Source organism: Microbispora bryophytorum (genome assembly GCF_006874465.1).
GTDB classification, from domain to species: domain Bacteria; phylum Actinomycetota; class Actinomycetes; order Streptosporangiales; family Streptosporangiaceae; genus Microbispora; species Microbispora bryophytorum.
This window is the reverse complement of the sequence record NZ_VIRL01000006.1, coordinates 217,538-232,011: the sequence shown is the minus strand read 5'-3', so window position 1 is coordinate 232,011 and position 14,474 is coordinate 217,538. Positions and strand designations below refer to the sequence as shown.

Sequence of the window (14,474 nt, the reverse complement as noted above, 5' to 3'; positions counted from 1 at the left end):
CACCTGTCGTACGGCAAAGCGATCACAGTGATACCCCATCACGAATCCAGAGCAACACGGGAAGAGCGTGCGGGCCATACCTCTCTAGTGAGATTTATCGGGAGACCGTCTGAATTGCCCACTTTCGGGCGATTATCAGCACGCCGATGCCGAAAACCGCGAACTGGACGGCCGATCCGATCAGCGACTCCCAGGGCACCTCGCCCTGTTCCATCGCGCTTCCCATGTCCCCCGAAGCCGCGACGACTCCGAACGCCACAATGTTGTTGGTCGCGTGCAGGGCGATCGGCGCCTCCAGCCCGCCGGTGCGGACCGCCAGCCACCCCATGAGCATGCCGAACGCGAAGACGTAGACGATTCCCCAGCCCGTGTAGCCGTGCGAGGCGGCGAAGGCCGCCGCGCCCACCAGGATCGCCGGCCACGGATTGCGCAGGTATGCCCCGAACCCCTGGATGATCCACCCGCGGTAGGCGTACTCCTCGGCCGCCGACTGGAACGGCACCAGCAGCAGGACCACGATGATGGCCGGGAGGAACTCCCCCCAGCCCGCCCAGCGGAATCCGGGATCCACCCCGGCGGACAGCAGAGTCATCGCCTCGATCACCTGGCCGAGCACGACCGCCACCAGCGCGACCAGCAGGCAGGCCCCCAGCCACCGCCACCGCAGCCGCAGGGCCACCGACGACAGCGACCCCGGCGGTCTTCGTTGGAGCAGCCACGCCGCGCCGAGCACCAGCGGCAGCAGCAGAGCGATGACCCCCAGCTGGAACCCGAGGTCGAGGACGGGATCGGCGAACAGCCGGGTCCCCGTCCGCACCATGGGCACGCCGGTGACGAGCGAGATCACGAAGGCCACCAGGCCGACGAAGATCGAGAGCACCAGGAAGACCGCGATGATCGCCGCCGTGCCGAGGATCGGCCGCCACCAGCGGTGCGACGCCGTACGGGCCAGGCGGTCGTAACGGGTGCCGGTCGGGGGCGGGACGACCCAGCGGGCCCGCGGGGGCGGCCCCCACGGATAAGGTCCCGCGTACGGGCCCCCGTACGGGCCTGAAGACGACCACTGTGGCTGGGCCGCGGCGGGTGGCGGCGGCTGCGGCGGACCGGCCGGCCAGGCGGTCCCGCCCGCGTACGGCCCGGGCGCCAGGTAGGGACCGGGCAGCTGGTTCGGGCCGGCGGCCTGATCCGGGCCCGGCTGTGGTTCGTTCATATGTCCATTCTTCGCGTGCCGCGGGTGATCAGCTGGGCGGGGTGAAGGAGCCGGACCGGGTAAGGCCGGCGGCGCGGCCCTTCGCCGCCACCACCAGTGCCATCTTCCGCGACGCCTCGTCGATCATCTCGTTGCCCAGCATGACCGCGCCCCGCTTCTCGACCGTCGTGTAGTACTCGTACGCGTCGAGGATGAGCTCGGCGTGGTCGTAGTCCTCCTGCGACGGCGAGAACACCTCGTTGGCCGCCTCCACCTGCGACGGGTGGAGCACCCACTTGCCGTCGAACCCGAGGGCGGCCGACCGCATGGCGACCCGGCGGAAGCCCTCCAGATCGCGGATCTGCAGGTATGGCCCGTCGACCGCCTGGAGTCCGTGCGCACGGGCGGCCATCAGGATGCGCATGAGGATGTAGTGGTAGGCGTCGCCCTCGCCGTACCCGGGGGGCTGCTCGCCCACCACGAGCGTCCGCATGCCGATCGAGGCCATGAAGTCGGCCGGGCCGAAGACCAGCGTCTCCAGCCGGGGCGAGGAGGCGGCGATGTCGTCCACGTTGACGAGACCCCGGGCGTCCTCGATCTGCGCCTCGATGCCGATGCCGCCCTCGGGCAGGCCGGTGGCCCGCTCTATCTGGCCGAGAAGGGTGTCGAGCCAGGCGACGTGGGAGGCGTCCGCGGCCTTCGGCAGCATGAGGCAGTCGAGCCGGTCGCCGGCGCCTTCGACGACCTCGATGACGTCCCGGTAGGTCCATCGGGTGGTGAGGTCGTTGACCCGCACGACGACCGTCTTCCCCGTCCAGTCGCCCTCCCTGAGCGCGGCGACGACGTTGCGGCGCGCCTCGTCCTTCGCGCCGGGCGCGACGGAGTCCTCCAGGTCCAGGAAGACCTCGTCGGCCGCGAGACCCTGGGCCTTTTCCAGGAAACGCGGGTTGCTGCCCGGCACCGCCAGGCACGAACGTCGAGCGCGCATGGGCACACCGTAGCGTGGTCAATAGGCTGGGAGGCATGAACCTCCCGGTGATCGAAGAGGGCGCGAAGAAGTCCGGCGTGTTGTGGCTCGCCCTGCCCTCCGGGGTCCGGCTGGCCTGGCACGTGTGGCACGACGGCGCGCTCTACGTGGTGGCCGGCGGAGGGGAGCAGTCGCTGCCCGGGCTGGCCGAGCTCGCGGCCGGGCGGAGCGAGATCGAGGTCGTGCTCCGCAGCAAGGACAACGGCGCCGAACTCGTCCGTTTCCCGGCCGTCGCCGAGGTGGTGGACCAGGCGGCCGCCCCCGAGGCCGTGGCCGCGCTGGCCAAGGAGCGCCTGAACGCCCGCGACGCCGCGGGTCTGACCGCCCGCTGGGCCGAGGGGTCCACCGTCGTACGGCTCACCCCCGCACCTGATCTACCCGGCACCTGAGCCTCACACGCGTACGGTCTCGGCCACCTCGGCGGTGTGCTGCTCCGAGCCGAGCCGTACGGTGGCGGTCTGGGCCAGCAGAGCCCCGGCGAGCACGATCACGCCACCGGCGATCTGGGCGGCTCCCAGCCGCTCCCCGAGCAGCACCCAGGCGACCACCGCGCCCGCGATGACCTCCATCGAGGCGACCGTCGCCCCGACCGCGGCCGACAGCCGCCGGACGGCCGTGACCCCGGTCGCGTACGCGATCACGGTGGCCACCACGACCAGCACGACGCCGGCCGCGGCGACCGGCACCGTGTGACCGGAGACCTCGACGGCGCGGGTGAACGCCGGCCAGTCGATGTTCCAGGGCCGGGAGAGGGGCAGCAGGACGACCGCCGAGCCGAGCATGGCCCAGCCGATCAGGCCCAGCGTGTCCACGTCGTCCCCGAACGAATCGCTCATCAGGAAATATCCGGCGCAGCAGGCGGCGGCGACAAGGGCGAGCAGCAGTCCGAGCGCGTCGAGGCGCAGCCCCTCCCAGACCTGCACGACGATCGCCAGCCCGGCGACCGCGATCAGCGCCCCCAGGTAGGCCGAGCGCGGCAGCCGCAGCCGCCGGACGAACCGCACCCACAGGACCACCATCACCGGAGAGGTGTACTCGATCAGCAGCGCCACACCGACCGGCAGACGGGTGATGGCCACGAAGTAGAGGGCCTGCACGGCGGCCACGGCGATCGCGGCGTACGCCGCGAAGAACAGCAGGCGGTCGCGGGGGATGCGCAGCGCGCGCGGCCTGACGACGGCCAGGACCGCCAGCAGGAGCACGCCGGCCCCCGCCATGCGGACCCACACGGCCTCCAGCGGCGTGAGCCCCGCCGCGCCGAGGATCTTCGCCATCGGTCCGGAGAACCCGAAACAGAAGGCCGAGACGGTCGCGATCGCCAGGCTGACAGCCCTCATCGTCACCTGCCCATGTAATTACCAATAATCGGCTTTGATCCTGTCATAACCCGGAGCCGTCCGCATCCGTGCGTAACCTGGCAGAGTGGATCGGATCTTCGTGGCGCGCCTGGCGGGACTGGCGGTCTTCGACCCGGCCGGCGACCAGATCGGCCGGATCCGGGACGTCGTCGTCTCGCTGCGTGGACCGATGCTCCCCCGGGTGCACGGCTTCGTCGTCGAGGTCCAGCCACGCCGGCGGGTCTTCCTGCCGATCACCAGGATCACCAGCATCGAGGCCCGCGCGCTCATCTTCACCGGCAAGCTCAACATGCGCAGGTTCGAGTGCCGGGACGCCGAGACGCTCGCCATCGGGGAGATGCTCGACCGCACCGTCACGTACAAGGGCGAGCGGGTGACCGTACAGGACTTGGCCATGGAGCAGCCGAGGCCGTCCGACTGGCTCATCACGAAGGTCGCGGTACGCCGCGGGACGCGGCGCAGGGGCGAGACGCTGATCGTCGACTGGGACGAGATCACCGGCTTCGCGGGGATCCAGAAGGACCAGGGCGCGGCCAACCTGCTCGCCGCCTTCGAGGCGCTGCGCCCGGCCGACCTGGCGAACATGCTGCACGAGCTGCCGACCAAGCGGATGGCCGAGGTCGCCGCCGCACTGGACGACGACCGGCTCGCCGACGTGCTGGAGGAGCTGCCCGAGCGCGACCAGGTGCTCGTGCTGAGCCGGCTGCACCGGGAGCGCGCCGCCGACGTGCTGGAGGAGATGAGCCCCGACGACGCCGCCGACCTGCTGCAGGAACTGCCCGCCGAGCAGGCCGAGGGGCTGCTGCGGCTCATGGTGCCCGAAGAGGCCGCGCCGGTCCGGCGGTTGCTGACCTACGGCGAGTTCACCGCCGGCGGCATGATGACGACCGAGCCGGTCGTCCTCCCGCCGACCTCCACCGTGGCCGAGGCCCTGGCGCACATCCGTCAGGAGGAGCGTCCCCCCGCCGTCGCCGCCCAGGTGTACGTGACCCGCCCGCCGGGCGAGACGCCGACCGGGCGCTTCCTGGGGGTGGCGCACTTCCAGCGGCTGCTCAGGGAGCCTCCGTCGACGCTGCTCGGCAGCGTGATAGACATCACCGTGGACCCGATCAGGCCCGAGCTGACGGTCCACGAGGTGGCGTCGTACCTCGCGACGTACAACCTGGTCGCGGTCCCCGTCGTGGACGAGCTGGGCCGCCTGCTCGGCGCGGTGACCGTCGACGACGTGCTCGACCACATGCTCCCGGAGGACTGGCGGGAACGCCCATGACAGAACGCCCATGACAGAACGCCTCGACCAGCCGCGCGAGCTGACCTACCGCCTGCGGCTCTACTACGACCCCGAGGCGTTCGGCGAGTTCTCGGAGCGGTTCGCGCGCTTCCTCGGCACGGCACGGTTCATCGTCTACATGACCGTGTTCGTCGGGGTGTGGCTGCTGTGGAACGTGTTCGCGCCGTACAAGTTCGATCCCTACCCGTTCATCTTCCTGACCCTGATGCTCTCGCTCCAGGCGTCGTACGCCGCGCCGCTGATCCTGCTGGCGCAGAACCGGCAGGCCGACCGCGACCGCATCCAGTACGAGCAGGACAGGATGACGGCCGAGCGCGACCAGGCCGAGATCGAGTACCTCACCCGGGAGATCGCCGGACTGCGCATAACGCTCGGCGAGGTGGCCACACGCGACTACATCCGCTCGGAGCTCCAGCGTCTGCAGGACGAGTTGACCGCGGATCCGCCTAGATCGCGTGGGGCGGGTTCGGAGGATGCCCGCTGAGTCCATAGCATGGATTCATGGCACCATCCCCTGAACTGGTCATGGCCGCGCTGGCTACGGTGAACGACCCGGAGATCCGCCGGCCGATCACCGAGCTCGGCATGGTCAAGAACGTCGACATCTCCCCCGACGGGGTGGTGCGCGTTGGCGTGCTCCTGACCGTCGCCGGCTGCCCCCTGAAGGACACCATCACCCGAGACGTCACCGGAGCCGTGTCCCGGATCGACGGCGTGTCCCGCGTCCACGTGGACATGGACGTCATGAGTCCCGAGCAACGCAAGGAACTGCAGACGAAGCTGCGCGGCGACCGCGGGCCGGAGAAGGAGATCCCCTTCGCCAAGCCCGGCTCGCTGACCCGCGTGTTCGCCGTCGCGAGCGGCAAGGGCGGCGTCGGCAAGTCGTCCGTCACGGTGAACCTCGCCGCCGCGATGGCCTCCCAAGGCCTGAAGGTCGGCGTCGTGGACGCCGACATCTACGGCCACTCGGTGCCGCGCATGCTCGGCGTGAGCGAGCGGCCCACCAAGGTCGAGGACATGATCATGCCGCCGGTGGCGCATGACATCAAGGTCATCTCGGTCGGCATGTTCAAGCCCGAGGGCAACACGCCGGTGGTGTGGCGCGGCCCGATGCTCGACCGCGCGCTGTACCAGTTCCTCACCGACGTCTACTGGGGCGACCTCGACGTCCTGCTGATGGACCTGCCGCCGGGCACCGGCGACATCGCGATCTCGGTCGCCCAGCGCATGCCCACGGCCGAGATCCTGGTCGTGACGACCCCGCAGCAGGCCGCCGCCGAAGTGGCCGAGCGGGCCGGGTCGATCGCCGCCCAGACCCACCAGCAGATCGCGGGCGTTATCGAGAACATGGCGTGGCTGCCCTGTCCGCACTGCGACGAACGCATCTCCGTTTTCGGCGAGGGCGGCGGCCAGACCGTGGCCGACGCGCTGACCCGCACGCTGGGCGCGCGCGTGCCGCTGCTCGGCCAGGTGCCGATCGACATGCGGCTGCGTGAGGGGGGCGACGAGGGCAAGCCGCTCGTGCTGACCGACCCCGACGCCCCGGCGGCCGCCGAGCTGCGCAGGATCGCGGCCGACCTCGGCAAGAAGTCGACCAGCCTCAAGGGCCTGAAGCTCGACATCTCACCGGTCAAGCACTAGGGAGTGCCCGGCACGACCCAGAGCGGGTCAGGTCGCCTCGTTGTCGTACGGCGGGATCTCCCCCACGCCCAGCTCCGGCGTGGGGGCGGCGACCGGCTCGGCCGTCGTGTCCGGGCTGTTGTTCCAGTCGTTCTCGATGTCCTCGAGCAGGTGCTTGCGCACGAAGTTCTTGGGGTTGAGATCGGCCGGGTCGAAGTTGGCGAACTCGGGCCCCATGTTGGCCTGCAGGTCCGCCTTCGCGTTGTTGGCCATCTGCCGGAGCTGCCGCAGCGTGCGGCCCGCCTGCGAGGCCGCCTGAGGCAGCTTCTCCGGTCCGAAGACGAGCAGGGCGATCACCACCAGCGCCAGGGCCTCCCCCCAGCCGAGTCCGAACATGGCGATCTCCTCCTGCACGTGTGACGCTGAACTCAGACTAATGCCCGCGCCCCGAGCTGTGGACAGGGGACGCCCTCCTTCATGAGGGCCGCGCGCTGGGGGCGGGAGCCGCGCCGACCGTGACCGTGGCCGTCCGCACCTCGCCGTCGTGCCGGAACCTGATCCGCACCTGGTCGCCGGGGGCCTTGCTGCGGATGGTGACGATCAGCTCCCGGCTGTCGCTCACGGCCTGGCCGTCGACCTCCAGGATGACGTCTCCCGCGTGCAGGCCCGCCTTCGCGGCCGGGCCCCCCGGCGTGACCGGCACGGTGCCGCCCTCGGTCTGGGTGGCGATCCGCACCCCCTGGCCCTGGTAGCTCTGGTCGATCGTGATGCCGATCCTGGAGGTGCGGGCCGTTCCCGTGGTGATGAGCTCCTTCGCGATGCGGCGCGCCTGGTTCACGGGGATCGCGAAGCCGAGGCCGATGCTGCCGGACTGCTCGCCGAGCAGGGACCCGCCGACGGTGGCGATCGCCGAGTTCACCCCGATCACCTCGCCCGCGGCGTTGACCAGGGGGCCGCCCGAGTTGCCGGGGTTGATGGCGGCGTCCGTCTGGATCGCGTTGATGAGCGCGTAGTCGGACCCGGTGCTGCCGCCCGCCTCGACGGGCCGGTTGAGCGAGCTGACGATGCCGGTGGTGACCGTGCCGGACAGGCCGAGGGGCGAGCCGACCGCGATGACGGGGTCGCCGACGACCACGCCGTCGGAGTTGCCGAGGGGCAGCTCCGGCGCCCTGACGGTCCCGTCCGGCTTGACGATCGCGATGTCGGAGTTGGGGTCGCGGCCGACGACGCGCGCCCCCGAGGAGGTGCGGTCGTTGTAGCGGATGCGGATCTGCCCGGCCTGTCCCGCGACGGCCACGACGTGGTTGTTCGTGATGATGTAGCCGCCCTTGATGACGAAGCCCGACCCGGTGCCGGCCTCGCTGTTGCCCTTGACCTCCAGCGAGACCACGCTGGGCAGGACCTTGGCGGCCACCCCGGCCACCGACTCGGGCGGCCGGGCCGTGGGCTGCTTCGACGGGGTGCTCAGCGCGTATCCGGGGTCGATGCCGGAGGAGGGACGCGTCAGCAGGAACGTGCCCCAGCTCGCCAGCCCGCCCGCCACGAGCGCGATGACCACGGCCAGGGCGGCGAACAGCGCGATGTTCGGGCCGCGCGGCTCCCGCTGCGGCACGACGGGATACAACGGCGGCGGAGCCCATCCGGGGCCCATGCCGTACGCGTCGGTGGAGGGCGGAGGGCCGTCCGCAGGGCCCTGCGGCTCCTCGCCCGCGGGAAGGAACTCGGGCCGGTCCGACGCGCCGTACGGACGCGTTTCGTCGGTCATCGCGGCAGTCACTCCTCGCACACGGCGTCATCCGCTGAGCAGCCGCGGTAACGAGGAACGCGGCACACGTCGGCTGTGGTGTCCGATCGTATGCCGATTCCCCGAATCAGCGCGAAAGCCCCCCGGTGACGCTGGGTGACGGGGTGGGCGACACGCTCACCACGGGCGCCCTGTTCTGGGCGGGATGCTGTACGAACATCTGGCCGGGTGTCGGGTTCGGGGTGGCCGTGGATCCCCCGGCCATGAGCATGGTGCCGAGGGCGACGGCGGCGCCGGCCATTCCCACGGCGACGTATCCCGCTCGTCTGGCCCTACCGGGCCGCCCCGGCCTCGATCGTCCCTCGTCCCGGCCCCGGGGCCGGTTGTCCATGGGCCCGGCGGCGTGCATGCCGGGCAGTCGCCCGGTGCCGAAGGCCGGATGGTCGGGAAAGGGCCGCATCCGCGGCGGCAACGGCCCTCCAGGCTCCGCCATGCGCAGCAGCGACATGGTGAGGTCCGCCGGCATGGCGGGCGGATCCATGGACCGCAGGCGGGACTTCAGCGCGCGCATCGCGTCGACCTCCGCGCGACAGTCCGCGCAGAAGGTCAGGTGCGCGAGCGCGCGTTCCCGCTCGTTGTGACTGAGTTCGCCGTCGATGAGCGCGGAGACGCGCTCGTCAAGATGACTCACAGTCCCTCCCTGCTGATTGAAGGGGGGGTTTGATCGCCGTTCCGGTTCGCGGAGGGCGCCCGGTGGTCGAGTGCCTCCCGCAGTTGGGCGCGCCCGCGGTGGATGCGGCTGCGCACCGTGCCGAGTTTCACGCCGAGTGTCGCGGCGATCTCCTCGTAGGACAGTCCCTCGATGTCGCACAGCACCACGGCCGCCCGGAACTCCGGAGCCAGGGCGTCGAGCGCGGCCTGGATGTCGGGCTCCAGGTGTGCGTCGTCGTACGCCTGCGCCGGGGACGGCTCGCGGCCGCGCAGCCGCTCCGCGGCGTCGTCCGCCAGCCCCTCGAAGCGGATGCGCTGCCTGCGCCGCGCCATGTCGAGGAAGAGGTTCGTCGTGATCCGGTGCAGCCACCCCTCGAACGTGCCCGGGGTGTAGCTCGACAGGGACCGGAAGACCCGGACGAAGACTTCCTGAGTGAGGTCCTCGGCGTCGTGGACGTTACCCGTGAGCCGATAGGCCAGCCGGTAGACCCGAGCGGAATGAGTTCGGACGACCTCCTCCCAGGTGGGAGGCGTCCAGTCGGACACCGAAGTCTCCGCCTGGTGGTCGTGCTCGTCCACCGGCATTCCTCTCTGCAGGATCGTCGCTACAGCCATAGTGCCTGGTTTCGCCCCTTCCTGCGCACCGCGAGCCGAGCGGTCTCGAACAAAGACCGTTCAAAGCGTGCAACGTCCCCGTTGTGGCGTGAGTTCCCGTTCCGGTCCGACTCCCCTAGGCTGCGTCCAAGATGAAGCAGGGGAGGGAGAGGCCGATGGCGACACCGGCCAGCCTGGAGTACGCGGAGGAGTTCGTCCCGGAGGACGACATCCTGCGGACCGCACGCCGGCGTGGCATCGAGGTCGGGGCGCGCCCGATCCTGCCCGGGTGCGGAGCGGCGCTCTGCTTCCTCGCCACCGTGGTGAACGCGCGCTCGGTGGTGGAGGTCGGCACCGGATGCGGGGTCTCCGGCCTGTGGCTGCTGCGCGGCATGCGCCCGGACGGCACGCTCACGAGCGTGGACGTGGAGCCGGAACATCAGCGCATGGCTCGGCAGACGTTCGCGGAGGCGGGGTTCTCCGGCAGCCGCATCCGCCTGATCGGCGGCCGCGCGCTCGACGTCCTTCCCCGCCTCGCCGACGGCGGCTACGACATGGTCTTCTGCGACGCGGCCAAGCAGGAGTACATCGACTACCTCAACGAGTCGGTACGGCTCCTGCGCCGGGGCGGGGTCGTCGTCTTCGCCGACGCCTTCTGCGACGACCAGGTGGCCGACCCCACCCGGCGCGACCCGGACACGGTCGCGATCCGGGAGCTGGGCAAGCTCGCGAGGAACGACGAACGGCTGCGTCCCCTGATGCTGCCGCTCGGCTCCGGGCTGCTGGCCGCCGTCAGACTCGACTGACCGGCGCCCGCCGCGGGACCGCTCCGCCTCTCAGGTCGTCGTGCGGGCCCGTGAAGCGGTGGTGAGGTAGCGCAGGAGCAGGCGGACACCGAAGCCGGTGCCGCCCTTGGTGATCTCGCCCTCGTCGGAGGCGGCCCGCGCGGGCCCCGCGATGTCCAGGTGCGCCCAGGGCCGCCCGCCGGTGAACTCCCGCAGGAACAGGGCGGCGGCGATCGACCCCGCCGCGCCCGACATCCTCCTGTCGACGTTGGCCAGGTCGGCCACGTCGGAGTCGAGCATCGCGCGGTAGTCCTCGACGAGCGGCATCCGCCACAGCCGCTCCCCGCCCGCCTCTCCGGCGGCCACCAGGTCCGCGGCCAGCGACTCGTCGGTGGCGTAGAGCGCGCCCAGGTTCACGCCGAGCGCTACCTTGGCCGCGCCGGTCAGCGTGGCGACGTCGATCACGACGTCCGGGTCCAGTTCGGCGTGGGCGTACGCCAGCGCGTCGGCCAGCACGAGACGGCCCTCCGCGTCGGTGTTCAGCACCTCCACCGTGCGCCCGCCGTACTGGGTGATGACGTCCCCGGGCCGCTGCGCCGAGCCGGAGATGGAGTTCTCCGCGCACGCCACGAGCCCGGTGACCCGCACCGGCGCATCGAAGGCCGCCAGCGCGCTCATCGCGGCGATGACGGCGGCCCCGCCCGCCATGTCGGTCTTCATCGCCTTCATGCCCTCGGTGGGCTTCAGGGAAAGGCCGCCGGTGTCGAACGTGATGCCCTTGCCGACGAGCACCACGTGGGCGCGCGGGTTGTCCGGCGTGTAGGAGAGCTGGACCAGGCACGGCGGGCTGATCGACCCCTGGCCGACCGCCCGGATGCCGCCGAACTCGCCGAGCTCGGACTCCTCCCACACGCGTACGTCGAGCCCGGAGCCGGCGGCGACCGCCTTGGCCTGCTCGGCGAGCCAGGCGGGCGTCTTCACGGAGGAGGGGGTGTTGACGAGGTCACGGGCGAGCGCTGCGGCCCGCGCGACCGCCTCGCCGCGCTTCAGGTCCCGCTCGTCCCCGCCGACGAAGACGATCTCCCCGACCGGCTTCGAGCGGCCGTTGCCCACGGTGAACGCGTACGCCGCGAGCAGCGCGCCCTCGGCCAGGGCGGCCACATCCCCCTCGGACGGGACGACGACCGACAGGGACGCCCTGCCCTTGGCCCGCCTCGCGACGGCCGCCCCGGCCTTGCGCAGCGCGGCGGCCGAGCCGTCGCCGACGCCGTAGAACAGGACGCGCCGCACGCCGCCGCCGTCCCGGACGGTGGGCACCTCCACGACCTCGCCGGGCTCCCCCTTGGCCTCGTAGTGCGCCAGCAGCGCGTCCACCGGCACGGGAGACTCCAGCCAGGGCGCCGGGGCAGGGGCCGTCGGTCCGGGGCCGAAAGGCACGGCCACCAGGTCGGCGTCCGGCGCGGGCCCGGCACCATAAGCGCCGTGAGTGCCCTGAGCGCCGTGCGCGCTCTGGGGGCTCTGAGCGCCGTGAGCGCGGTGAGCGCTGTGAGCATCGGCGAGGACCGGCGTGGTCTCGATGGGCACGTCCACCTCCAACAGGGCGGCCCCGGGGCGGGATCTCCCGCCGCCAGGGCCGTGAATCGAACAGGTCGGCCGACGGATCAGCCGACCACCTTCTTGAGCGCGTCACCGAGGGCGCCGGCCTCGTCCGCGGACAGCTCCACGACGAGTCGGCCGCCACCTTCGAGAGGGACCCGCATGACGATGCCCCGTCCTTCCTTGGTGACCTCCAGCGGACCGTCACCGGTCCGTGGCTTCATCGCCGCCATGCGTGTATCCCTTCCCGCGTTGTCGGCCGCCCCAGAGGGTAACCGGCGTATTCACGTTTCTGTGATGTTCTATTATCCCGCCTCCGAGCTCAAAAAGGTAACGGCCCGGCTCCGGTCAGTGGATCAATGCGACGGGGCACGCGTTGTGGGCGGACCGGACGTGACCCCACACTGGGTGGGGTGAACGCCCGAGCCGCGCTTTTCGACCTCTTTGGGGACCACCTTCGCACTCGTGGCAGCCGTGCCTCGGTGGCCGCGCTCGTGAGGCTGCTCTCGCCGCTCGACATCGCGGCGCCGGCGGTCAGGACCGCGATATCGCGCATGGTCAGGCAGGGCTGGCTCGACCCCGTACGGCTACCGCAGGGGCCCGGGTACGCGGTCACGCCGAAGTGCGAGCGCAGACTCGACGAGACGGCGGTCCGCGTCTACCGGCGGGGCGCCGCGCCGTGGAGCGGCCGCTGGCACGTCCTGGTGCTCGAACCGGTCAGGGACCGGGCACGGCGCGAACGGCTGCGTGCCGACCTCGCCTTCCTCGGGTACGCCCCGCTGTCGGAGACGACCTGGATCGGCCCGCGTCCCTCGCCCGAGCTCGACGCGCTGCGGGTCCCCGGCCACCGGTTCGACGCCGCGTACGAGGGCGACCCGCGGGACCTGCTCGCGCGCGCGTGGGACCTGGACGGCATCGGCAGCGCGTATGAGGATTGGCTGGCCAGCGCCGCGGACCTGGTGGGCTCGCTGCCGGAGGACGCCCCGGACGACCGGGTGTTCGCGATCCGCAGCAGATTGGTGCACGGCTGGCGCAACTTCCTGTTCCGCGACCCCGGGCTGCCCGCCGAGCTGCTGCCGCCGGGCTGGCCGGGGGAGAAGGCCCGCACCTTCTTCGAGCAGGAGGCCGCCCGGCTGCTGCCCGCCGCCGCCGCGTTTGTCGAGCGCAATCTGACGACCTGAATGGAGCCGCCCGAGATGACCGTGACGTATGACGTCGACGAAGCCGTCGCCACGATCACGCTGAACCGCCCCGACGCGATGAACTCGCTGACCGTCGCGATGAAGACCGCCCTGCTCACGGCCGTGCGACGCGCCGCCGGCGACGCGTCGGTGCGGGCCGTGCTCCTGACCGGCGCGGGCCGGGCCTTCTGCGCGGGACAGGACCTGCGCGAGCACGCCGACAACCTCGACCGGGGCCTCGGCCTGGCCAACACCGTGCGCGAGCACTACAACCCGGTCGTGCTGGCCGTCGCCTCGATGGGCAAGCCCGTCGTGGCCGCCGTGAACGGGGTGGCCGCGGGGGCGGGGGCCTCGCTGGCGTTCGCGTGCGACTTCCGCGTCGCCGCCGAAACCGCGAAGTTCTCCATGGCCTTCACCGGGATCGGGCTCGCGCCCGACTCCGGCGCGTCGTGGACCCTCCAGCGGCTCGTCGGTCCCGCGCGCGCCCGGGAGATGCTGCTGCTCGGCGACGTCGTGAACGCGACCAGGGCCTTGGAGCTCGGCCTGGTCGGGCAGGTGGTCCCGGCCGACCGGCTGGCGTCAGCCGCCCGCGACCTCGCCGTACGGCTCGCGCAGGGGCCCACCCGGGCGTACGCCGCGACCAAGGCGGCGCTGGACCACGCGGCGGCGTCCTCCCTCGCCGAGGCGCTGGAGCGGGAGGCGGAGCTTCAGGACGAGTGCGCGGCCACCGCCGACCACGCGGCGGCGACCAAGGCGTTCCTCAACAAGGAGAGGCCCCGCTTCGAAGGCCGGTAGGCGCTTCGGCGACCTGCGCGGTGACGGCCTCACGGACGTGGCAGTCGGCCACGTGGTCGTTGACCAGGCCGATGGCCTGCATCAGGGCGTACGCCGTGGTGGGGCCGACGAAGCGGAAGCCGTGCTTCTTGAGCTCCTTGGCTAGCGCCGTGGAACCGGCGGTGCGGGCCGGGATGTCGGCGAGAGTGGCCGGGACCCTGCCGGGCTCCTCGGCGTACTTCCACACCAGCGCCGACAGACCGCCCGGTGTCTCAAGGGCGGCGCGGGCGTTCGCGACGGTCGCCTCGATCTTGGCGCGGTTGCGTACGATGCCCGCGTCGCCGAGCAGCCGCTCCACGTCGCCTTCGTCGAAGACCGCCACCGCCGGGATCGAGAACCCGGCGAACGCCTTCCGGAAGTTCTCGCGTTTGCGCAGGATCGTCAGCCACGACAGACCGGACTGGAACGCCTCCAGGGTGACCCGCTCGAAGACGAGATCGTCGCCGTGGACCGGACGGCCCCACTCCTCGTCGTGGTAGGCGACGTAGTCGGGCGTCGTGCCCGCCCAGCCGCAGCGGACCAGCCCGTCGTATCCGGTCATCGC

The 14,474-nt window shown here is 71.6% G+C and carries 17 protein-coding genes; 7 read left to right on the top strand and 10 right to left on the bottom strand.

The window, feature by feature from the left end:
* Positions 1-94: 94 nt before the first annotated feature.
* A complete protein-coding gene (locus FLX07_RS14790; protein ID WP_142571344.1) occupies positions 95-1,210 on the bottom strand; it encodes a CPBP family intramembrane glutamic endopeptidase in 1,116 nt (371 codons plus the stop codon).
* 28 nt (positions 1,211-1,238) lie between these two features.
* Entirely contained in the window at positions 1,239-2,177 is a 939-nt protein-coding gene (locus FLX07_RS14785) for an HpcH/HpaI aldolase/citrate lyase family protein (protein WP_142571343.1), read from the bottom strand.
* Between the two features lie 35 nt (positions 2,178-2,212).
* Here FLX07_RS14785 and FLX07_RS14780 point away from each other — a divergent pair, with 35 nt between their 5' ends.
* Complete coding sequence (locus FLX07_RS14780; protein ID WP_142571342.1) at positions 2,213-2,605, top strand: hypothetical protein; 393 nt, start codon at positions 2,213-2,215, stop codon at positions 2,603-2,605.
* Positions 2,606-2,608: 3 nt separating this feature from the next.
* On the opposite strand, the gene FLX07_RS14775 is transcribed toward FLX07_RS14780, so the two are convergent.
* The gene (locus FLX07_RS14775) at positions 2,609-3,553 is read right to left on the bottom strand and encodes an EamA family transporter (protein ID WP_142571341.1); all 945 of its coding nucleotides are present in this window, start codon (positions 3,551-3,553) and stop codon (positions 2,609-2,611) included.
* Positions 3,554-3,638: 85 nt separating this feature from the next.
* Between FLX07_RS14775 and FLX07_RS14770 the strand changes: the two genes are divergently transcribed.
* From FLX07_RS14770 to FLX07_RS14760, 3 genes are read left to right on the top strand one after another with little or no spacing between them, the layout of a single operon-like run.
* On the top strand, positions 3,639-4,844 hold the full coding sequence (locus tag FLX07_RS14770; protein ID WP_142571340.1) for a magnesium transporter MgtE N-terminal domain-containing protein: 1,206 nt from the start codon (positions 3,639-3,641) through the stop codon (positions 4,842-4,844).
* Positions 4,845-4,854: 10 nt separating this feature from the next.
* Positions 4,855-5,349 (top strand): DUF1003 domain-containing protein, encoded by a 495-nt coding sequence (locus FLX07_RS14765; protein ID WP_142571339.1) that lies wholly within the window; start codon positions 4,855-4,857, stop codon positions 5,347-5,349.
* Between the two features lie 17 nt (positions 5,350-5,366).
* Positions 5,367-6,506, top strand: coding sequence for an Mrp/NBP35 family ATP-binding protein (locus FLX07_RS14760; protein WP_167748243.1), 1,140 nt, complete (start codon positions 5,367-5,369; stop codon positions 6,504-6,506).
* Between the two features lie 27 nt (positions 6,507-6,533).
* Here FLX07_RS14760 and FLX07_RS14755 read toward each other — a convergent pair whose 3' ends face one another.
* The 4 genes from FLX07_RS14755 to sigE form a co-directional block, all read right to left on the bottom strand.
* A complete protein-coding gene (locus FLX07_RS14755; protein ID WP_142571338.1) occupies positions 6,534-6,881 on the bottom strand; it encodes a sec-independent translocase in 348 nt (115 codons plus the stop codon).
* 79 nt (positions 6,882-6,960) lie between these two features.
* Entirely contained in the window at positions 6,961-8,250 is a 1,290-nt protein-coding gene (locus tag FLX07_RS14750) for a S1C family serine protease (RefSeq protein WP_142571337.1), read from the bottom strand.
* 106 nt (positions 8,251-8,356) lie between these two features.
* Positions 8,357-8,920, bottom strand: a complete 564-nt coding sequence (locus FLX07_RS14745; RefSeq protein WP_142571336.1) for an anti-sigma factor family protein — start codon at positions 8,918-8,920, stop codon at positions 8,357-8,359.
* Complete coding sequence (gene sigE / locus FLX07_RS14740; RefSeq protein ID WP_142571438.1) at positions 8,917-9,525, bottom strand: RNA polymerase sigma factor SigE; 609 nt, start codon at positions 9,523-9,525, stop codon at positions 8,917-8,919. Before sigE ends, FLX07_RS14745 begins: the two co-directional genes overlap by 4 nt.
* A 185-nt stretch (positions 9,526-9,710) precedes the next feature.
* On the opposite strand from sigE, the gene FLX07_RS14735 reads away from it, so the two are divergent.
* Entirely contained in the window at positions 9,711-10,340 is a 630-nt protein-coding gene (locus tag FLX07_RS14735; protein WP_142571335.1) for an O-methyltransferase, read from the top strand.
* Between the two features lie 30 nt (positions 10,341-10,370).
* Here the strand turns inward: FLX07_RS14735 and FLX07_RS14730 are convergent, their stop codons facing one another.
* Together FLX07_RS14730 and FLX07_RS14725 are read right to left on the bottom strand one after the other, a co-directional pair.
* The gene (locus tag FLX07_RS14730; protein WP_373292552.1) at positions 10,371-11,903 is read right to left on the bottom strand and encodes a leucyl aminopeptidase; all 1,533 of its coding nucleotides are present in this window, start codon (positions 11,901-11,903) and stop codon (positions 10,371-10,373) included.
* A gap of 77 nt (positions 11,904-11,980) precedes the next feature.
* Positions 11,981-12,148 carry a DUF3117 domain-containing protein gene (locus FLX07_RS14725; RefSeq protein ID WP_082777371.1) on the bottom strand — a complete coding sequence of 56 codons (168 nt, stop codon included), beginning with the start codon at positions 12,146-12,148 and terminating at the stop codon, positions 11,981-11,983.
* Positions 12,149-12,274: 126 nt separating this feature from the next.
* On the opposite strand from FLX07_RS14725, the gene FLX07_RS14720 reads away from it, so the two are divergent.
* Together FLX07_RS14720 and FLX07_RS14715 are read left to right on the top strand one after the other, a co-directional pair.
* On the top strand, positions 12,275-13,096 hold the full coding sequence (locus FLX07_RS14720; RefSeq protein ID WP_223853174.1) for a PaaX family transcriptional regulator: 822 nt from the start codon (positions 12,275-12,277) through the stop codon (positions 13,094-13,096).
* A 15-nt stretch (positions 13,097-13,111) separates the two neighbouring features.
* Positions 13,112-13,891, top strand: coding sequence for an enoyl-CoA hydratase-related protein (locus FLX07_RS14715; protein WP_142571333.1), 780 nt, complete (start codon positions 13,112-13,114; stop codon positions 13,889-13,891).
* Here the strand turns inward: FLX07_RS14715 and FLX07_RS14710 are convergent.
* Positions 13,857-14,471 carry a DNA-3-methyladenine glycosylase I gene (locus tag FLX07_RS14710; RefSeq protein ID WP_142571332.1) on the bottom strand — a complete coding sequence of 205 codons (615 nt, stop codon included), beginning with the start codon at positions 14,469-14,471 and terminating at the stop codon, positions 13,857-13,859. The two genes, FLX07_RS14715 and FLX07_RS14710, sit on opposite strands and share 35 nt — an antisense overlap.
* Positions 14,472-14,474 lie beyond the last annotated feature (3 nt).

What these genes read in the sequence shown, in the direction of transcription:
- FLX07_RS14790 (WP_142571344.1), bottom strand. Translation starts at nt 1,210, where the DNA reads ATGAACGAACCACAGCCGGGCCCGGATCAGGCCGCCGGCCCGAACCAG.
- FLX07_RS14785 (WP_142571343.1), bottom strand. Translation starts at nt 2,177, where the DNA reads ATGCGCGCTCGACGTTCGTGCCTGGCGGTGCCGGGCAGCAACCCGCGT.
- FLX07_RS14780 (WP_142571342.1), top strand. Translation starts at nt 2,213, where the DNA reads ATGAACCTCCCGGTGATCGAAGAGGGCGCGAAGAAGTCCGGCGTGTTG.
- FLX07_RS14775 (WP_142571341.1), bottom strand. Translation starts at nt 3,553, where the DNA reads ATGAGGGCTGTCAGCCTGGCGATCGCGACCGTCTCGGCCTTCTGTTTC.
- FLX07_RS14765 (WP_142571339.1), top strand. Translation starts at nt 4,855, where the DNA reads ATGACAGAACGCCTCGACCAGCCGCGCGAGCTGACCTACCGCCTGCGG.
- FLX07_RS14760 (WP_167748243.1), top strand. Translation starts at nt 5,367, where the DNA reads ATGGCACCATCCCCTGAACTGGTCATGGCCGCGCTGGCTACGGTGAAC.
- FLX07_RS14755 (WP_142571338.1), bottom strand. Translation starts at nt 6,881, where the DNA reads ATGTTCGGACTCGGCTGGGGGGAGGCCCTGGCGCTGGTGGTGATCGCC.
- FLX07_RS14750 (WP_142571337.1), bottom strand. Translation starts at nt 8,250, where the DNA reads ATGACCGACGAAACGCGTCCGTACGGCGCGTCGGACCGGCCCGAGTTC.
- sigE (WP_142571438.1), bottom strand. Translation starts at nt 9,525, where the DNA reads ATGCCGGTGGACGAGCACGACCACCAGGCGGAGACTTCGGTGTCCGAC.
- FLX07_RS14735 (WP_142571335.1), top strand. Translation starts at nt 9,711, where the DNA reads ATGGCGACACCGGCCAGCCTGGAGTACGCGGAGGAGTTCGTCCCGGAG.
- FLX07_RS14725 (WP_082777371.1), bottom strand. Translation starts at nt 12,148, where the DNA reads ATGGCGGCGATGAAGCCACGGACCGGTGACGGTCCGCTGGAGGTCACC.
- FLX07_RS14720 (WP_223853174.1), top strand. Translation starts at nt 12,275, where the DNA reads ATGCGACGGGGCACGCGTTGTGGGCGGACCGGACGTGACCCCACACTG.
- FLX07_RS14715 (WP_142571333.1), top strand. Translation starts at nt 13,112, where the DNA reads ATGACCGTGACGTATGACGTCGACGAAGCCGTCGCCACGATCACGCTG.
- FLX07_RS14710 (WP_142571332.1), bottom strand. Translation starts at nt 14,471, where the DNA reads ATGACCGGATACGACGGGCTGGTCCGCTGCGGCTGGGCGGGCACGACG.